This is a genomic window from Micromonospora sp. Llam0 (assembly GCF_003751085.1).
GTDB lineage: Bacteria > Actinomycetota > Actinomycetes > Mycobacteriales > Micromonosporaceae > Micromonospora_E.
In genome coordinates this window covers 3,773,810-3,790,751 of sequence record NZ_RJJY01000001.1, presented here as the reverse complement: position 1 = coordinate 3,790,751, position 16,942 = coordinate 3,773,810, and the positions used below count along the sequence as shown (strand labels likewise).

General features: G+C 72.4%; 14 protein-coding genes. 4 read left to right on the top strand and 10 right to left on the bottom strand.

The window, feature by feature from the left end; translation table 11 throughout:
• Nucleotides 1-67 precede the first annotated feature (67 nt).
• The 5 genes from EDC02_RS16510 to EDC02_RS16490 form a co-directional block, all read right to left on the bottom strand.
• Nucleotides 68-355 carry an Lrp/AsnC family transcriptional regulator gene (locus EDC02_RS16510; RefSeq protein WP_123602738.1) on the bottom strand — a complete coding sequence of 96 codons (288 nt, stop codon included), beginning with the start codon at nt 353-355 and terminating at the stop codon, nt 68-70.
• Between the two features lie 57 nt (nt 356-412).
• Nucleotides 413-1,273, bottom strand: coding sequence for an NTP transferase domain-containing protein (locus tag EDC02_RS16505; RefSeq protein WP_123602737.1), 861 nt, complete (start codon nt 1,271-1,273; stop codon nt 413-415).
• The gene (locus tag EDC02_RS16500; protein ID WP_123602736.1) at nt 1,270-1,803 is read right to left on the bottom strand and encodes an NUDIX hydrolase; all 534 of its coding nucleotides are present in this window, start codon (nt 1,801-1,803) and stop codon (nt 1,270-1,272) included. Before EDC02_RS16500 ends, EDC02_RS16505 begins: the two co-directional genes overlap by 4 nt.
• Nucleotides 1,804-1,845: 42 nt before the next feature.
• Nucleotides 1,846-3,627 (bottom strand): bifunctional (p)ppGpp synthetase/guanosine-3',5'-bis(diphosphate) 3'-pyrophosphohydrolase, encoded by a 1,782-nt coding sequence (locus EDC02_RS16495; RefSeq protein ID WP_123602735.1) that lies wholly within the window; start codon nt 3,625-3,627, stop codon nt 1,846-1,848.
• Between the two features lie 124 nt (nt 3,628-3,751).
• Entirely contained in the window at nt 3,752-5,521 is a 1,770-nt protein-coding gene (locus EDC02_RS16490; protein WP_123604852.1) for a DEDD exonuclease domain-containing protein, read from the bottom strand.
• A gap of 177 nt (nt 5,522-5,698) precedes the next feature.
• On the opposite strand from EDC02_RS16490, the gene EDC02_RS16485 reads away from it, so the two are divergent.
• The 4 genes from EDC02_RS16485 (at nt 5,699) to EDC02_RS16470 (ending at nt 9,960) form a co-directional block, all read left to right on the top strand.
• On the top strand, nt 5,699-7,093 hold the full coding sequence (locus EDC02_RS16485) for an NYN domain-containing protein (protein WP_123602734.1): 1,395 nt from the start codon (nt 5,699-5,701) through the stop codon (nt 7,091-7,093).
• Nucleotides 7,094-7,237: 144 nt separating this feature from the next.
• The gene (locus EDC02_RS16480) at nt 7,238-7,471 is read left to right on the top strand and encodes a hypothetical protein (RefSeq protein WP_123602733.1); all 234 of its coding nucleotides are present in this window, start codon (nt 7,238-7,240) and stop codon (nt 7,469-7,471) included.
• 108 nt (nt 7,472-7,579) lie between these two features.
• A complete protein-coding gene (locus EDC02_RS16475; RefSeq protein WP_123602732.1) occupies nt 7,580-8,839 on the top strand; it encodes a M48 family metallopeptidase in 1,260 nt (419 codons plus the stop codon).
• A complete protein-coding gene (locus EDC02_RS16470; RefSeq protein ID WP_123602731.1) occupies nt 8,836-9,960 on the top strand; it encodes a glycosyltransferase family 4 protein in 1,125 nt (374 codons plus the stop codon). Before EDC02_RS16475 ends, EDC02_RS16470 begins: the two co-directional genes overlap by 4 nt.
• A 20-nt stretch (nt 9,961-9,980) precedes the next feature.
• On the opposite strand, the gene EDC02_RS16465 is transcribed toward EDC02_RS16470, so the two are convergent.
• The 5 genes from EDC02_RS16465 to EDC02_RS16445 all read right to left on the bottom strand — a co-directional run bounded on the left by EDC02_RS16465 (nt 9,981) and on the right by EDC02_RS16445 (nt 16,927).
• Nucleotides 9,981-11,762 carry a bifunctional diguanylate cyclase/phosphodiesterase gene (locus EDC02_RS16465; protein ID WP_123602730.1) on the bottom strand — a complete coding sequence of 594 codons (1,782 nt, stop codon included), beginning with the start codon at nt 11,760-11,762 and terminating at the stop codon, nt 9,981-9,983.
• A complete protein-coding gene (locus EDC02_RS16460) occupies nt 11,755-12,564 on the bottom strand; it encodes an SAM-dependent methyltransferase (protein WP_123602729.1) in 810 nt (269 codons plus the stop codon). The genes EDC02_RS16465 and EDC02_RS16460 overlap by 8 nt, the downstream gene beginning before the upstream one ends.
• A 178-nt stretch (nt 12,565-12,742) precedes the next feature.
• On the bottom strand, nt 12,743-13,411 hold the full coding sequence (locus tag EDC02_RS16455; RefSeq protein ID WP_123602728.1) for a response regulator transcription factor: 669 nt from the start codon (nt 13,409-13,411) through the stop codon (nt 12,743-12,745).
• 7 nt (nt 13,412-13,418) lie between these two features.
• Nucleotides 13,419-15,059, bottom strand: a complete 1,641-nt coding sequence (locus EDC02_RS16450) for a GAF domain-containing sensor histidine kinase (protein ID WP_199757860.1) — start codon at nt 15,057-15,059, stop codon at nt 13,419-13,421.
• Nucleotides 15,060-15,130: 71 nt separating this feature from the next.
• Entirely contained in the window at nt 15,131-16,927 is a 1,797-nt protein-coding gene (locus EDC02_RS16445; RefSeq protein WP_123604850.1) for a long-chain fatty acid--CoA ligase, read from the bottom strand.
• Nucleotides 16,928-16,942 lie beyond the last annotated feature (15 nt).

Sequence of the window (16,942 nt, the reverse complement as noted above, 5' to 3'; positions counted from 1 at the left end):
GGCCAGATCAACCGGCTCTGCGGCAAGATCAACGCCGCCGCCAGCCAGCGGTCAGTCAGCTCAGCGGTCAGTCAGCGTCGGCCAGGCCGATGGCGAAGGCCGCCTCCAGATCGTGCTGCGAGTAGGCGCGGAAGGCGATGTGCGACTCGGTGTTGAGCACGCCCGGCACCTTCGAGATCCGCCCGGCGATCACGTCGGCGATCTGGTCGAACTCCCGTACCCGGACGATGGCGATCAGGTCGACGTGCCCGGCCACCGAGTAGACCTCGCTCACCCCGGTGAGACCGGCGAGCGCCTCGGCCACCTCCGGGATCGAGTCCGTGGAGCAGTCGATCAGCACGATGGCAGTGATCACGCGGGTCCTCCGTCTCTCACCGGCGTCCGCCGCCGATGTTACTCAAGACCCGAGTGCTCAGCTGGCGGACACCGTCAGATCACTGCCCACCCGGATCGCGTCGGTCAGCTGTTCCCCGGCCGGCACCTGTGCGCCGGGCCACACCACCGAGCGGACCAGCGTCCCCCGCACCACCGCCCCGGCGCCGACCACGGAACGGTCGACCGGGCCGGTCACCGTGGCCGACGGGTCGACAAGGCTCCGACCAGCTGCCGCGTGCAGATTGGCCGCGAGGTAGTCCGGTGGTGTCCCGGTGTCCAGGTAGGTTCCCGGAAAGTTGATCACCTGCAGCGCGCCGGCCGCCTCCGCCGGCCGCCAGACGGTACGGACCAACTCGCCGGGGGTGGCCGGTAGTCCGCTGACGTAGCGCCACGGCAGCAGCGAGAAGCCGGCGAACCGGTGCCCGTCGAAGCCGCCCCGGGCGGCCGGGTCGGTGAACCGCTTGCCCAGCAGCCGGACCGTCTCACCGTCCCAGCCGTCGAGCAGCGCCGCGATGTCCGGCCCGGGAGCCAGATCCGGATGGGCGAGATAGCCGTCGACGTTGCCGACCAGCACGCCCCGGCCGTCGATCCAGTCCCGTAGCCGGCCGATGCCGCCGGAGGTGCCCAACGGGTCTCCCGGCTCCACGGACAGCTGTGCCCGGTCTCCGACATGCGTCACCACCTGCCGGCCGAGGTAGCAGGCGTTGACCGCGACCGCCGCCGGCCCGGTGAAACCGAGCGCGCCGACCCGGGCGAGGGCCCGGTCCAGCAGCGGTACGTTCCCGACCGGGCAGAGCGCCTTCGGGACGAGGCCGGTCAGCGGCCGCAACCGGCGGCCTTCACCGGCGGCGAGGATCACCGCGCAGATCCGGTCCGGTCCGGCCGCCGGTGCGCTCATCCCGGTTCCTCCACCGCTGGCACGACGAGCGGTCCGATGCCGTAGTGCGCCAGCAGCCGGGCGGTCGCCGGGGTCAGTCGGGGCAGGTCGTCGAGCCGGTGCCAGGCGGCTTCGTACACCTCGGCCCCGTCGACCACCAGTTGGGTCCGTGAGGCCGCCACCGAGGCTTCGAAGACCACGTCCACCCAGCCCTTGGCGTGCACCACGGCGTTCGGCACCGCCGGGCGCAGCTGGTCCGGGGCCAGCCGGATGCCGGTCTCCTCGGCGAGCTCCCGGGCCGCGCCGACCACCGGCGCCTCGCGGTGTCGCAGCAGACCGGCGGGCAGTGTCCAGCCCCGGCCGGGCGGCTGGCGCAGCAGCAGGAGTCGGGCGGGTGCCGGCGGATCGACTTCGGAGTCGGTCACCAGCGTCACGGCACCGACGATGTACCTCTGCACGGCGAGCCGGACCAACCGCCGACGGACCGGGTGCGGCAACCGGTAGAACACGCCGTACAGCAGCGCGCGTGCGGGGGATCGGCGGATGATCATACGTTCAGGCTAGAGGTAGCCGGTCGCCAGCGCCGGGTCAGGTCAGCCCGGCTGGTCGACCAGGGCGATGAGCTGGTCGACGACGGCCTCGGGCTCGATGGTCCGGTCCACCACCGCGACCAGCAGGGTCTCCATGTCCGGGTACTTGAGGTTCTCCGCGAGCTGGCGCAGTGGTTTGTCGTTGGACAATGCCCGGTCGTGTTTGCGCAGGATCAGGCTGACGGTGGCGCGGCCGAGGCGTACCTTGTCGCTGATGCTGATCCCCGGTTCGGAGTGTTCGGCGAACCAGCGGTTGATCTGCATCTGTGCCTGCGGCGATTTGACGAAACCCAGCCACTCCTTGCGCGGCCCGGCCGACGTCGGTGCCGTCCCGGCCGGCTGATCGTCGCTCTCGGTGAAGATCTCGACCACGTCGCCGTCGGTCAGCTCGGAGGCCAGTGGTGCCAGTCGGCCGTTGATCCGTACGGCGAGACAGTGTGCGCCTTTGCGTGAATCCAGCTCGTATGCGAGGTCGACCGGCGTCGACCCGGCCGGCAGCACGATGGGGCGGCCTTCGGTGAAGACCTGGATCTGCGCGTCCACCAGGTCGCAGCGCAGCGAATGGACGAACTGATCAGCGTCGATGTTCTCCTGCGACCAGTCGATTGCCCTGCGGAGCCAGGCCAGCTCGTCGGCGCGGGCGGCGGCGCGACTGCGGCCGGGTTTGGGGAAGTGGTACGGCGCGGCGATGCCGAACTCGGCGGAGCGGTGCATCGCGTCGGTCCGGATCAGCACCTCGAGTGGACGCTCGTCCGGGCCGATGACGGTGGTGTGCAGCGAGCGGTAGAGGTTGTTCTTCGGTGCCGCGATGAAGTCCTTGAACCTGCCCGGCACCGGTCGCCAACGGCAGTGGATCGCGCCGAGCGCCGCGTAACAGTCGGTGTCCGGGCCGGCCACCACGACCTCGATCCGGGGCAGGTCGAACGGGGCCCGGTGGCCGCCGGCGACGGTGTCCTTCCAGATCGAGTAGCGGTGCCGGGGCCGTGGCGCGACCCGGGCAGTGACCTTCTCCCGACGCAGCGTCACCCGCGCCTGTCCGCAGACGGTGTCCAGGTACGTCGCCCAGCCGGGCCGGTTGGCCAGGTGCTCTTCGATCTGCTGGTAGGCCTCCGGCTCCAGGTGGAACAGGACGATGTCGTCGAGCTCCCGTTTGAGTTTCTGGATGCCGAGCCGGTCGCAGAGCGGGACCAGCACGTCCAGGGTCGCCTTGGCGATCCGGGCCCGGGAGGCAGGGGAGCGCACACCGAGAGTCCGCATGTTGTGCAGCCGGTCGGCGAGTTTGATGACCAGCACCCGGACGTCCTTCGCCGCAGCGATGATCATCTTTCGGATGGTCTCCGCCTCGGCGGCCTTGCCGTAGAACGCCTTGTCGAACTTGGTCACCCCGTCGACCAGGTGGGCGACCTCGTCACCGAAGTCCGCGGCCAGTGTCGGCAGGTCGTACGTGGTGTCCTCGACGGTGTCGTGCAGCAGTGCGGCCACCAGGGTGGTGGTGTCCATGCCGAGCCCGGCGCAGATCTCCGCGACGGCCAACGGGTGGGTGATGTACGGCTCGCCGCTCTTGCGGTACTGACCGGCGTGCATGCTGTCGGCGATCTGGTAGCCGCGGCGCAGCACCGCCGGGTCCGCCGACGGGTGGACCGACCGGTGGACGCGGATCAGCTCGGCGACCGGCTCCGGTGTGCCGGGAGACCAGGACAGCCAGGCCCGCAGGCGGGCGGACAGGGGTGTCGCGGTGGGCAGGAAACGTCCGATGGCGGCGCCGGGACCGGCGTCGACGTCCACGCGGAGACACCTCCTCACCCATCGCCCGGCCGGTCGACCGCCCGGACGCACGCCACGAATCGGGCGTTGGCTGACAGGACTGCACTTCTCTAACAGCCTAAGCGAGCGAGCGTAGTACGATCGGCTACTTGCGGGTGATCGATCGGTCGAGTCTTTGGTCCGCTTCGTCGACCCCGGCCGTCGTCCGGGCGGCCTCCTCGGCCTTGACCAGCAGATGGTGGAATCGGCCGGCACCGCGGACCGGTGAGGACCAGTCCCCGCTCACCCTGACCAGCCGGGTCTGTTCCGGCTCCAACCAGGACAGAATCCGCTCGCTCTCGGCCGCGCTGGCCCGGGGCACCGGACCGTGCCCGGCCGGCACCGTCTCAGCGGTGGCGCACAGCAGTTCGATGGTGGCCCGAGGGTGCTGCCGTGGGGGCGACACACCGGCGGCGGCGAGCCGGCCGTGCCGGACGATCGCCAGCTCCCAGCCACCGTGCCCGGCCCGTCGTGCCGCGACCAGCTCGGCGATCCGGGTCAGCGCGGACAACCGCTGCATCCTCACGGTCGCCCGCAGGAACGCGGCCAACCGGCCCCGCACCACCGCCGCCTCCTCGAACCGCTGCCCGGCGGCGAGCCGGTCGATCCGGGCGAGCAATGTGTCGACCAGCGGCTGCGGGTCGGTGTCGAGGGCCGTACGCAGCGGGGTGACGGCCAGGTCGGCGTACTGCTGCGGGTCGACCCGGTGCTCGCACGGTGCCGGACAACGACCCAGCTCGGCCAGCGCGCAGGCCGGGGTCCGGGTCCGGGTGGACAACCGGTGGGTGCACTGACGCAGCGGCAGCGCCTCGTGGATGCCGGCGGCGGCCAGCTCGGCCGCCCGGCGGGAGGCGAACGGACCGAGCACGGTGGTGTCGGCCGGTGAGATCGCCCGGACCGTGGACAGCCGTGGATAGACCTCGTCGGTGACCTTCAACCAGACCATCCGCTCCGGAAACTTCGACCTGCGGTTGTACGGCGGCGCGTGGGCGGCGATCAGCCGCAGCTCACGTACCTCGGCCTCCAGCCGGTGGGCGCATTCGACCGCGTCGACCCGCACCGCCGCGGCCAGCATCTCGGACATCCGCGCCCGCCGCTCGGCAGCGGTGAAGTAGCTGCGTACCCGGGTGGCGACGTCGCCCGAGGTGCCGACGTAGAGCGGTCGGTCGTCGGCCGCCCGGAAGATGTACACCCCGGGGGAGCGGGGCAATCCGTCGGCGAGGTGCCGCTTGCGTCGCTGGACGTCGCTGACCGCCCGGCTGAATTCGACCGCGTCACCGATGCTCGTCACCTGGTGCCCGCCGAGTCGGGCGATCAGCCCGTGCAGCACGTCCACGGTGGCCTGGGCGTCGGCCAGCGCCCGGTGGGTGGGGCGCCGAGGGGTACGGAAGTAGCCGGCGAGGGTGCCGAGCTTGCGGTTGGGCACCTCGTCGCGGGTCAGCACCCGGCGGGCGAGGGCCGCGGTGTCCAGCACCGTCGGCGACGGCCAGGAGTAGCCGTGCCGGGCGCACGCCGCCTTGAGAAAACCCACGTCGTACGGCGCGTTGTGGGCCACCAGCACCGCGTCGCCGAGAAACTCCAGCAGGCTGGGCAGCACCTGCTCGATCGGCGGCGCGGGTACGAGCATCGCCTCGGTGATGCCGGTGAGCACGGTGATGAACGGCGGCACCGGTCGACCCGGGTTGACCAGCGTGGCGAAGACGCCGAGCTCCTCGCCGCCGCGCACCTTGACCGCGCCGATCTCGGTGATGCCGCCGCCGTCCGGCGCGCCGCCGGTGGTCTCCAGATCCAGCACGACGAAGGTGGTCTCCCGTAGCGACCGGTCCGCGCCGGTCGACAGCGGCTGGCCATGCCCGGCTGACAGCAGCGAGTCGATCGAGCCCTGGGTGTAGGCCGGTCGAGGTGCGGGGTCAGGCGGTGCCACGGCGCAGACGATAAGGCCTGGGTGCGACACAGCCGTCCCATGGGTACCATCGGTAACGATCCGATCGACTCTGCGAGATCATTCTTCCTGTCGGGCACGCGGCGGCCACCCGGTGGGAGACTGGGGTGCATGGCCGCACCGGATCCGACCGACGCTCGTCCCGAGGGGGCGGCGCCGACGACCGGCGCCCTGCCCCCGTCCGCCGACCAGCCGGCCGGTGGTCCACCCGCCGAGCCGGTGCTGCCGGAGCCGGTGCGGTCGCGCATCGTCGTGATCGCCGCCGCCGCGCTGCCCGAGATCCCGACCGACGAGATGCCACCCCAGCTGCGCAAGGTCGCCAAGTTCGCGCCGAACCGGCGGGCCCGCTACGGCGCCGCGGCGATCGCGGCGGCGCTCACCAACGATCCGTCGCTGCGGCAGCGGGTGGCCGCCCGAGCGCTGGTCGAGGCCGGTGAGCTGGGTACGGCGGTCAGCAAAGGGGTCTCACCCGCGGCGGCGGACCCGGTCGAGGTCGCCGCCCTGGCGTACCTGATGCGGCCGGCGGGCTGGCGTGAGCTGGTCGACGCCGCCGGTGCGGCGGTCCGGGCCGAGGCCGACCGGGCCGCCGTCGCCGAGTTGATCCGCGATGCCGAGGCCCGCGCCAATCGGGCCGAACACGACCGCACCGTCGCCCGGGTCGAGGTGGAGAAGCTCCGCGACGAGCTGGCCCGGGTACGCGAGGAGCTGGGCCAGCTCCGCGAGGAGTCCCGGCAGCTGTCCCGCACGCTGCGTGAGGCACAGTCGCAGCAGCGGCGGGCCAACGAGCTGCTCGCCACCGAACGCGGCCGCGCCGCGCGGGCCGCCGCCGACCACGACGCGGAGCTGCGGCGGCTGCGCGCCAAGCTCGCCGACGCGGAGCTGACCGCCGGGACCGCCCGGCAGTCGGCGAAGGAGGCCCGGGCGGTCGACGACGCCCGGCTGTGGCTGCTGCTGGAGACGATCGGGCAAGCGGCCCAGGGGCTGCGGCGGGAGCTTGCCCTGGACCCGGCCGACCGGTTGCCGGCCGACTACGTCGCCGACGCGTTCACCGACCGACCGGCGGCGGCGACGTCGACCCGGGCCCGCGACACCGACGACCCGGCCCGGCTGGACGACCTGCTCGCCCTGCCCCGGGCGCACCTCGTCGTCGACGGCTACAACGTGACCAAGCGGGGCTTCGGCGAGATGCCGCTGGAGCAGCAACGCAAGCGGTTGATCACCGGGCTCGGTGGGATCGCCGCGCAGACCGGGGACGAGGTGACCGTGGTCTTCGACGGCGCCGAGCGGATGCACGGGTTGCCGCCGGCCCCACGCGGCGTGCGGGTGCTGTTCTCCCGCAAAGGGGAGACGGCCGACGAGCTCATCCGTCGGTTGGTTCGGGCCGAGCCGTCCGGCCGGGTGATCGTGGTGGTCTCCTCCGACCGGGAGGTGGCCGACGGGGTCCGGCGGCACGGCGCGTACCCGATGGGCGCCGACTCGCTGCTGCGTCGACTGGCTCGTTCCTGAGCCGACACCCGGTCGCGCGGAACTGTCGTACCTGACGCCTATCGTCGATGTCACTGGCGGTGGTCGGTCGGCGATGCTGCGTCGTACGGGGGCCGGTCACCGCCGGCCGACCGGCCGACCGTACCGCCACGTGAGGAGACGACCATGCTGATCGACTGCGACACCTGCGCCGTCGGGCGCGGCCCGAGCTGCCGGGGTTGCCTGGTCAGTGCCCTGATCGACAGCCCGGACGCGGTGGCCAACCTGGACGCCGGCGAGCGGTACGCGATCGAGGTGTTCGCACGCGCCGGGTTCGACGTCGAGGTGCTTGGCGGGTCGCCGGCCGCGCCGCGTGGCCGCCGGCCGCGCCGGCCCCGGTCCCGAAGACAGGTCGCCTGAGCGATCGACCGGTCCGCCTGAGAGGATCCGGTCTGTCGCCCGAGCGCGGGCCGGGACCGCGCCGGCGCACCTAGGATGGTCGGGCGACCGGCTGGCGAGAGGAGCCTGATGACGCCTCGCGCATGGGCGCTGGTCACCTTCGTCGTCCTGGTGGCGGCGGTCGTCGTCGCGGCGGCCGTGCTGGTGCCGTGGCACCGGCCACCGGTGCCCCGCGCCGACCAGCTCGCCGCCCTGCGTGAGCTGCCCGTCGACCAGGTCGAGCGGGGGCGGGCCCTGCGGGCGGCGCTGCGCCCGGGTCGCTACGGCGCGGTGCTGGCCGGCCTGCTGGTGGCGCTGCTGCTCGGGTTCACCCCGGTCGGTGCCCGGCTGGTGGAGGTCGCCGGCCGGCCGTTCGGCGGCCACTGGGCCGCCCAGGCGTTGCTCGGCGGGCTGCTCGTGGTGTTCCTGGCCGACCTGCTGACCCTGCCGTTCGCCGCCTGGCGGCACCGGATCCTGACCGAGCACGGGCTGGCCACCCAGGGCTGGGCCGGCTGGGGACTGGACCTGGTCCGGTCGTACGCGGTCGGCGCGGTCATCGCGACGGTGGCCCTGCTCGGCTTCTACACCGTCGTCCGGCTCGCCCCCCGCTGGTGGTGGGCGCTGGCCGCGACCGGCGCGGCCGCCCTGGTGGTGCTGCTGTCGTTCGTCCTGCCGGTGCTGGTCGAGCCGGTGTTCAACAAGTTCACCCCGATGCCGGACGGTCCGGTGCGCACGCAGCTGCTGGAGCTGGCCGAGCGCGACGGCGTCCCGGTGCGGGACGTGCTGGTGGCCGACGCGTCCCGGCGTACCCGCGCGGTCAACGCCTACGTGTCCGGGTTCGGCCCCACCCGGCGGATCGTCGTCTACGACAATCTGCTGCGCGAGGCGCCCCCGGCGGAGCTGGCCGCCGTGGTCGCCCACGAGCTGGGCCATGCCCGCGCGCGGGACGTGCTGACCGGCACCGGGTTGGGCGCGCTCGGCGCCGCAGCGGCCGTGGTCGGGCTGTACCTGTTCGGCGGCTGGCGGCCGATGCTGCGGGCGGCCGGCGTCGCCGACATCGCCGAGCCGCGGGCGATCGCCCTGCTGCTGGCCGTGGTCACGCTGGTCGGCCTGGTCGCGACACCGGTGCAGGCGCTGGTGTCGCGCCGGATCGAGGCCCGCGCCGACACGCACGCGCTGGCGCTGCACGGCGACCCGGCGGCGTACGCGGCGGTGCACCGCCGGCTGTCCGCGATCAATCTCGCCGATCCGGATCCGCCCCGCTGGGAGTACCTCTACTCCGCCACGCACCCGTCGACCGTGGAACGAATCGCGGCGGCCCGCAGGTACGCCGACCAGGTGGGCCGATGAACCGCACCCTGCTGGTCACCAACGACTTCCCGCCACGGCCCGGCGGCATCCAGTCGTTCGTGCACAATCTGGCGCTGCGGCAGCCCGCGCAGAGCATCGTGGTATACGCGTCCAGCTACGACGGCGCCGAGCGGTTCGACGCCGACCAGCCGTTCGAGGTGGTCCGTAACCCGACCGGCATGCTGCTGCCCACGCCGGCGGTGGCCCGGCAGACCGCCGCCCTGGCGCGGGCCCGGGGCTGCGACACCGTCTGGTTCGGCGCGGCCGCGCCGCTCGGACTGCTCGCCGACGGCCTGCGCCGACGGGCCGGGGTCAGCCGGGCGGTGGCCCTGACCCACGGGCACGAGGTGGGGTGGGCCGCGCTGCCCGGCGCGAGGTCGATGCTGCGGCGGATCGCCCGCGCCACCGACGTGGTGACCTACCTGGGGGAGTACACCCGGGTCCGGCTGGACCGCGCGGTGGGCGGGCTGACCGAGCTGCGTCGGCTCGCCCCGGGTGTGGACACCGATGCGTACCATCCGGGCGTCGACGGCGGCGAGGTGCGCCGCCGGCACCGGTTGTCGGACCGGCCGGTGGTGGTCTGCGTGTCCCGGCTGGTGCCGCGCAAGGGCCAGGACGCGTTGATCCGGGCCTGGCCGCTGGTACGGCGTCGGGTGCCGGGCGCCGCGTTGCTGATCGTCGGCGGCGGCCCGGACCGCAGCCGGTTGCATCGACTCGCCCGGCGCGCCGGGGTGGCCGACGACGTCACCTTCACCGGGGCGGTGCCCTGGGCGGAGCTGCCGGCGCACTACGCCGCCGGGGACGTGTACGCGATGCCCTGCCGCACCCGTCGTGGCGGGCTCGACGTGGAAGGTCTGGGCATCGTCTACCTGGAAGGATCGGCGACCGGGCTGCCGGTGGTGGCCGGGGATTCCGGCGGCGCGCCGGATGCGGTCCGCGACGGCGAGACCGGGTACGTCGTGAACGGCCGAGACCCGGGCCAGCTGGCCGACCGGCTGGCGGGCCTGCTGGCCGACCGGGAGCTGGCCCGGCGGATGGGGGCCGCCGGTCGGGCCTGGGTGGAGCGTGAGTGGCGCTGGGACACCCAGGCGCAGCGGATGGCGTCGCTGCTGGCCGGCTGAGCGGCCTGACCCCGGCGGCGTCACGTTAGTCGTTCGGTGATCCCGTCGGCTGGTCCGGGCCGGCCGAAATGCCAGCCCTGGGCCGCGTCGCAGCCGATCGCCCGGAGCCGCTCGGCCTGACCGGCGGTCTCCACTCCTTCGGCGGTGACCGTCAGCCGCAGCGTGTGGGCCAGCGTCACCAGGGTGAGCAGGATGCTTTCGTCGGTCCGGTCGGTGCCCGCCGGGGCACGGAGCCCCTCGACGAACTTGCCGGCCAGCTTCAGTTCCTGCACCGGCAGCGAGCGGAGGTAGGACAGGTTGGAATAGCCCGTCCCGAAGTCGTCGATGGCGATCCGTACGCCCAGATCGGCCAGCTCGCGCAGGGTGCGGACCGGTCCGTCGGCGGTGCTCATCAGGGCGCTCTCGGTGATCTCCAGCTGCAGCCGGTCGGCCGGTAGCCGGGTGTCGGCGAGCACGTCGGTCACGTACCGCACCAGACCGGGGTCGTTGACCTGCCGGACAGCCAGGTTGACACTGACGAACGGGGCGTGCGCGCTGCGGTCAAGCCAGCGCCGGGCCTCCCGGCAGGCTTCGGCCAGCACCCATGATCCGAGCCGGACGATCAGCCCGGAGTCCTCAGCGAGGGAGATGAACCGGTCCGGCCCGAGTACCCCCATCGTCGGGTGCCGCCAGCGGACCAGCGCCTCGACGCCGAGCAGCGCGCCGCCGGCGAGCGCGACCAGCGGCTGGTAGTCCAGGAAGAACTCGCCCCGGTCGAGAGCGGCGGGCATCGCCGCCGACAGCGCGTACCGGGCCAGCTGGTGGTCGTTGCGCACCGGATCGAACAGCGCCCACCGGCCCTTGCCCGCCGATTTCGCCCAGTGCAGGGTGACGTCGGCTGCCCGCATCACCTCGCTCGGCGTGGTGCCGGCGACCGTGCGCTCCACGATGCCGATGCTGGCGGTCACGGTCAGTTCGTGGCCGTCGACGACGACCGGTTCGCCGATCGCGGCGATCGTGGCCTCGGCGACCTTGAGCACGTCGTCGGTGCAGGTGGTGTCGGCGACCAGGATGACGAATTCGTCGCCACCGATGCGTGCCACCAGGTGTTCGCCGACGCCACGGCGCAGCCGCTCGGCGACGGAGACCAGCAGCAGGTCCCCGATGTGGTGGCCGAGAGTGTCGTTGACGATCTTGAAACCGTCGAGGTCGACGAAGCAGACGCCGAGTCGGCGGCCCTCTCCGCCGGTACGCCCGGCCGTGCTGAACACGTCGTCCAGCCGCTGGGTGAACAGGCTCCGGTTGGGCAGGTCGGTGAGCGGGTCGTGGGTGGCCCGGTGCCGGTACCGGGCCTCGCTTTCCCGCAGCGCGATCTCGGCCTGCTCCCGGGCGACCAACGCCGCGCGGCGGATGGTCTCCTGCTCGTCCAGGGTGCGGTCGCGTAGCGCCCGGGTGTAGCCGGTGGCGATACCGCCGAGCAGCCGTGCCATCCGGTCCGGCATGTCAGGGTCGTCGATGTCCAGGTCGCGCAGCAGTCGCAGGTCGAGCACCTCGATGGTGCGGCCGAGTCCTTCCGCCGAGGCGATGTGCGCGGCGACCAGGTCCGACCCGACCTGGTAGCCGACCCGGACGGTGAACGGCTCGGCGCGCAGCGCCGTGACGAGCCGTACGGTCAGGTCGCCGAGAAACGCCTCCAACTGGTCCTGGGCCAGCGGCAGGTAGCTGGTCCCGGTTACCGCCTTGGCCCAGGCCCGGGCGACGGCGGCGACGCCCGGTGGCCGTCCACCGGGCGGATCGGCGGCCGGCTCGGACTGCTCAACCACCGAGTCGGCCTACTCCGCCCATGAAGACGGCACGCTCGGCGTCCTCGGCCGCCTCGGGCGACTCGGGGCGCCACTGCGGCACCCAGACCACGCCCGGCGGTAGCAGGTCGAACCCGTCGAAGAAGCTGGTCAGCGCGGCCCGGGACCGGATGTTGAGCGGGTTGTCGGTGCGCCGGTAGATCTGGTCCGCCTCGCGGCGTTCCTCGTCGCTGCGGCCGTCGTCGCTGGCCTGGGACAGGACCAGATGGCTGCCGGGCGCGAGGGCGGCGCGCAGCTCGGCCAGGATCCCGGCGGGGTCGTCGGAGTCCGGCACGAAATGCAGGACCGCGACGATCAGCACCGCGACCGGCTGGTCGAAGTCGAGTAGCTTGCGCACCTGAGGATCGTGCAGGATCCGTTCCGGGTTGCGCAGGTCCTCCTGCAGGATGGTGGTCCGGTCGTTGCCGGCGAGGATCTCCCGGCTGTGTGCGACGGCGACCGGATCGACGTCCACGTAGGCGACCTTCGATTCCGGTGCCAGCCGTTGGGCGATCTCGTGCACGTTGCCCACCGTGGGGATCCCGGAGCCGATGTCAAGGAACTGCCGGATTCCCGACTCGACGAGGAATTGCACGACGCGGCGCATGAAGGCCCGGTTCGCCTGGGCCATCAACGGGGCATCGGGAACGGCCGTGATCATCGCCTGGGCGGCGGCCCGATCGGCGGCGAAGTTGTGTGAGCCGCCGAGGTAGTAGTCGTACATCCGGGCGACACTCGGCCGCTCGACGTCGATGCTCTCCGGTGCCCAGTGCGGCCGATCCATTTGCGCCCCTTCTGTCCCTGTCTGGCCGTTTGCTGGCTGGCTGGTGGCGCTAGCCATTGTGCCCGCTGCGTGCCCGGGCATCCAGAGCGTCCGAACCGCGAGGTTCCCGCCCGCGCCGATCAGAGTCGCCACGGTCGACGTGGGCCGGCCCACCCGTCGCCGGCACCACGTGACCAGGTCAGAATTTCGGAGCGTCCGGCGCCTCCAGCAGACCGAGGCGCAGCGCTGTCATCAGCGCCTGGGCCCGGTTCGCCGCGCCGAGCTTCTCGTACAACTTGGAAATATGCGTCTTCGCCGTCGACTCGCTGACGAACAACTGCTTGGCGATCCCGGCCACGCTCATCCCGTCGGCGAGCAGGCGCAGCACCTGGCCCTCCCGGGGAGACAGTTGCGGCCCGGACGGCGCGAGCCGTCGTTTCATCGCCTCGGCCAGGTCAGCCGCGGTGAACGCGCTCGGCGAGGAGGCCGCGTGCCGGGCCGCCGCGACCACCTCGTCCGCCGGTGCGGTCTTCGGTACGAACGCGCTGGCCCCGGCCTCGAGAGCGCCGAACAGCTGGTCGTCGCCGGCGTACATGGTCAACACCACGATGCCCATCGTGGAGCTGGACTTGCGCAGCGCCCGGGTCGCTTCGAGGCCGCTGCCGTCCGGCAGCCGCAGGTCCATGATCACAACATCTGGTTGCAGGGCGCCCGCCTGGCGTACACCCTCGGCCGCCGTTGCGGCCTCACCGACGACCTCGAACTGGCGGTCGCGCTCGAAAGCGTGCCGCAGGCCCTTCCGGATGAGGTCGTGATCATCGACAAGCAGGACCTTGGTCCGGGTGGTCGGTGTGGGGCTGGTGGTCATGCTGTGGCTACTCCCCTTCTGGTGCTGTCACGCTATCGCGCACGCTATCGCGCCGGGGCGAGGTTCCGAGCACCACTGCCACGGTCGTTCCGCTCGGGTGTCGTGGCCTGATCTCCAACCGGCCCCGGATACGTTCCGCTCTCTCTGCCATGATCGCAAGACCGTACCGCCCGTCTGGACGCTGGTCGGCGATCCCCTGACCGTCATCCGACACTTCTATTTGCGCGTACGGCGGGTCAATGTCGCACGTGACCCACAGATTCGCGGCGCCGGCATGCTTGCGCGCATTGGTAATCGCCTCCTGCGCGATGCGCAGCAGTTCCGCCTCGGTGGCCGCCGGCAGCCGGGCCCCGGACTCGTCCAGCGACAGGTGCACCCGCAACCGGCCGGACGATCCGACGGTACGGGCGTACTCGGCGATCGCCGCCGCCAGCCCGCCGTGCCGGTCCACCTCACTGCGCAGCTCGAACAGGCTCAGCCGCAGCTCGGTGATCACCCGGGTGACCTCGCCGCGCAGTGTCCGTAGGTCCTCGGCGGTCTCGTCACTGCCCGCCGGCAGGGTGGCCAGGGCGTTGTCGATGCCGTAGCCGACCATCACCAACTCCTGGGCGACCCCGTCGTGGATCTCCCGGGCCAGCCGTTGCCGTTCCTCGTTGGTGGCCAGCGACCGGACCTCGTCGAACAGCAGCGCGGCCTCCAACCGCAGCGCAGCCGGGCGGGTCAACGCGGTGATCCGGCCGACCACCGGCGGCGGATAGGCGTTGGCGCTGTCCGTCTCCAGAATCACCAGACCGACCGTGCGCACCCCGGCGACCAGCGGCACCACCAGCGCCGACACGTCACCGCCGGGATGCGACCGGGCCTGCGAGCGGGCCGCGGTCTGCGGCAGCTGGCTGGCCCAGGCGTCGGCGATGGCCGAATCGGCGTCCAGGGTCGTCTCCCAGTCGACCCGGTCCAGACCGGCCTGGGCGAGCACCACCAGCCGCCCCCCACCGCTGCCGGAGAGCACCGCGGTGCGTCCGGTCGGCGCCACCGCCCGCAGCTCCTCGATCAGATGCTCCGAGATGCTGCCGGGGTCGAGCGTGGCCCCGGGCAGCTGCCGCGCGACGCTGCGCAGCTGGGTGAGCAGCCGGGTGGCCTCCGCGTACGGGGCCGGCTTGCTCTCCCCACGGGCCTGCATCACCTGCTGCAGCGTGCCGGCGGCCAGGATGCCGAGGCTGGCCAGGATCAGCCACTGCGTACAGACCGCGACGTAGCCGACCTGGGCCAGCTGCGGTCGGCCGTCGATCGTGGTGAACAACCCGCTGAGGGCCAGGGTGAGCGCGGTGACGCCGAGCAGCGCGGTCGCCTCGCGGGTCCGCCGTTGCAGCACCGCCACCGTCAACGGCACCGACAGGTACGGCAGCATCGCCGACGCGCCAAGCCCGGCACCGATGGAGCCGCGCAGGTTGGCGGCGGCGGCCACCTCGCTCGTGGCCAGGCCGACGATGACGACCTCGGCGAGGCGGCCGAGCATGGCGATGACCGGGTGGCGGGGGACGAGCACCGCCGGAGCGCCGGCGACCGCCAGCAGTGCCACCCAGCGAAGTTCGCCGAGGTCCCGGGTGGTGACCAGGGTCAGCACCGCGACCAGCGCGAGCATGACCAGGCGCGCCACCGCGGCGAGTGGATGCGGACGGGGCGCGTCGGATGTCGGTGCGGACACGTGACGGATGGTAGTCAGCCCCCGTAGATTTCGGCGATCTCGGCTTCGTGGTTGGCGTGCACCACCGCCCGTTTCACCTTCAGCGACGGGGTCAACTCGCCGCTCGCCTCGGTGAAGTCCCGGGCCAGCACCCGGAACCGTCGGATCGATTCGGCGGCCGAGACGGCGCGGTTCGCCTCGTCCACGGCCTGCTGGAGTTCGGCCAGCAACGTCGGATCGTCGCGCAGTTCGGCGACGGTGCGACCGGTCGGGTGACCGTTGCGTTCCAGCCAGCCCGGCCAGGCGTCCTCGTCGACGGTGAGCAGCGCGGCGATGAACGGCCGTCGGTCGCCGACCACCACGCACTGGCTGACCAGTGGGTGGGCGCGCAACTGGTCCTCCAGTACGGCGGGCGCGACGTTCTTGCCGCCGGCGGTGACGATCAGCTCCTTCTTGCGGCCGGTGATGGTCAGGAATCCGTCGTCGTCGAGCCGGCCGAGGTCGCCACTGCGGAACCAGCCGTCGTCGGTGAGCACCTCATCGGTCTGTTGCCGGTTGTTCCAGTACCCCTGGAACACCAGGTCGCCGCTGATCAGCACCTCGCCGTCGTCGGCGATCCGGACGCTGACGCCGGGCAGCGGCCGGCCGACGGTGCCGATCCGGATCGCGTGCTGCAGGTTGACCGACACCGCCGGGGAGGTCTCGGTCAGCCCGTACCCCTCGTAGACGGTCACCCCGACGCCGCGGAAGAAGTGCGCCAACCGGGCACCCAGCGGGGCGCCACCGGAGATCGCGGTGCGGCACCGACCGCCGAGCGCGGCCCGCAGCTTCCGGTAGACCAGCCGGTCGAACACCGCGTGCCGGGCACGCAGCCCGAGTCCCGGCCCGCCGGGAGTGTCCAGCGCCTCGCTGTAGGCGACGGCGACCTGGTCGGCCCGGTCGAAGATGGCGCCCTTGCCGCCGTCGTACGCGCGCTGCCGGGCCGCGTTGTAGACCTTCTCGAACACCCGGGGTACGGACAACACGAAAGTCGGGCGGACGCTGGCCAGGTCGTCGACCAGGTTCTTCGGGTCGGCCGCGTGGGTCATGGTGGCCCGGGCGTGCACCGCGCCGATCTGGATCAGCCGGGCGAACGAGTGCGCCAGCGGCAGGAACAGCAGGGTGGCGGCACCCTCGTGGAACAGGTTCGGCAGCCCGGGCACCGCGTTGGCGATGTCGGCGTACATGTTCCGGTGGCTGAGCACGCAGCCCTTCGGCCGTCCGGTGGTCCCACTGGTGTAGATGATCGTGGCGATGTCGGTGGAGGTCAGCTGCTGGCGGCGGAGCTGAACCTGGGCGGCGTCGACGGTTCCGCCGCGGGCGAGGATCTCGTCGAGACCACCGGTTTCCAACTGCCACACCTCGCGTAGCGCAGGCAGCCGGTCGCGGACCGAGGCCAGGGTGATCGCGTGCCCGTTGGTCTCCAGCACGCAGGCGACCGCCCCGGAGTCGGCCAGGATCCAGGCGACCTGCTCGGCGCTGGACGTCTCGTACACCGGCACGGTCACCGCGCCGATCGACCAGATCGCGTAGTCGAGCAGCGTCCACTCGTACCGCGTCCGGCTCATCAGACCGACCCGGTCGCCAGCGTTGATTCCCGCGCCGATCAGGCCGCAGGCGACCGCCACCACCTCGTCGCGGAACTCCCGGCAGGTCACCTCCTGCTGCCCGCCCGGTCCGGGTCGGGTGAACTGCACCGCGTCCGGTGCGGTCTCGGCGTTGTCCCAGACCGGATCGGTCAGGGTGGCGGCATCACCGACCGTGACGACCGGTGGTACGGAGAACTCGCGCACCTGCACTCCTTGCGC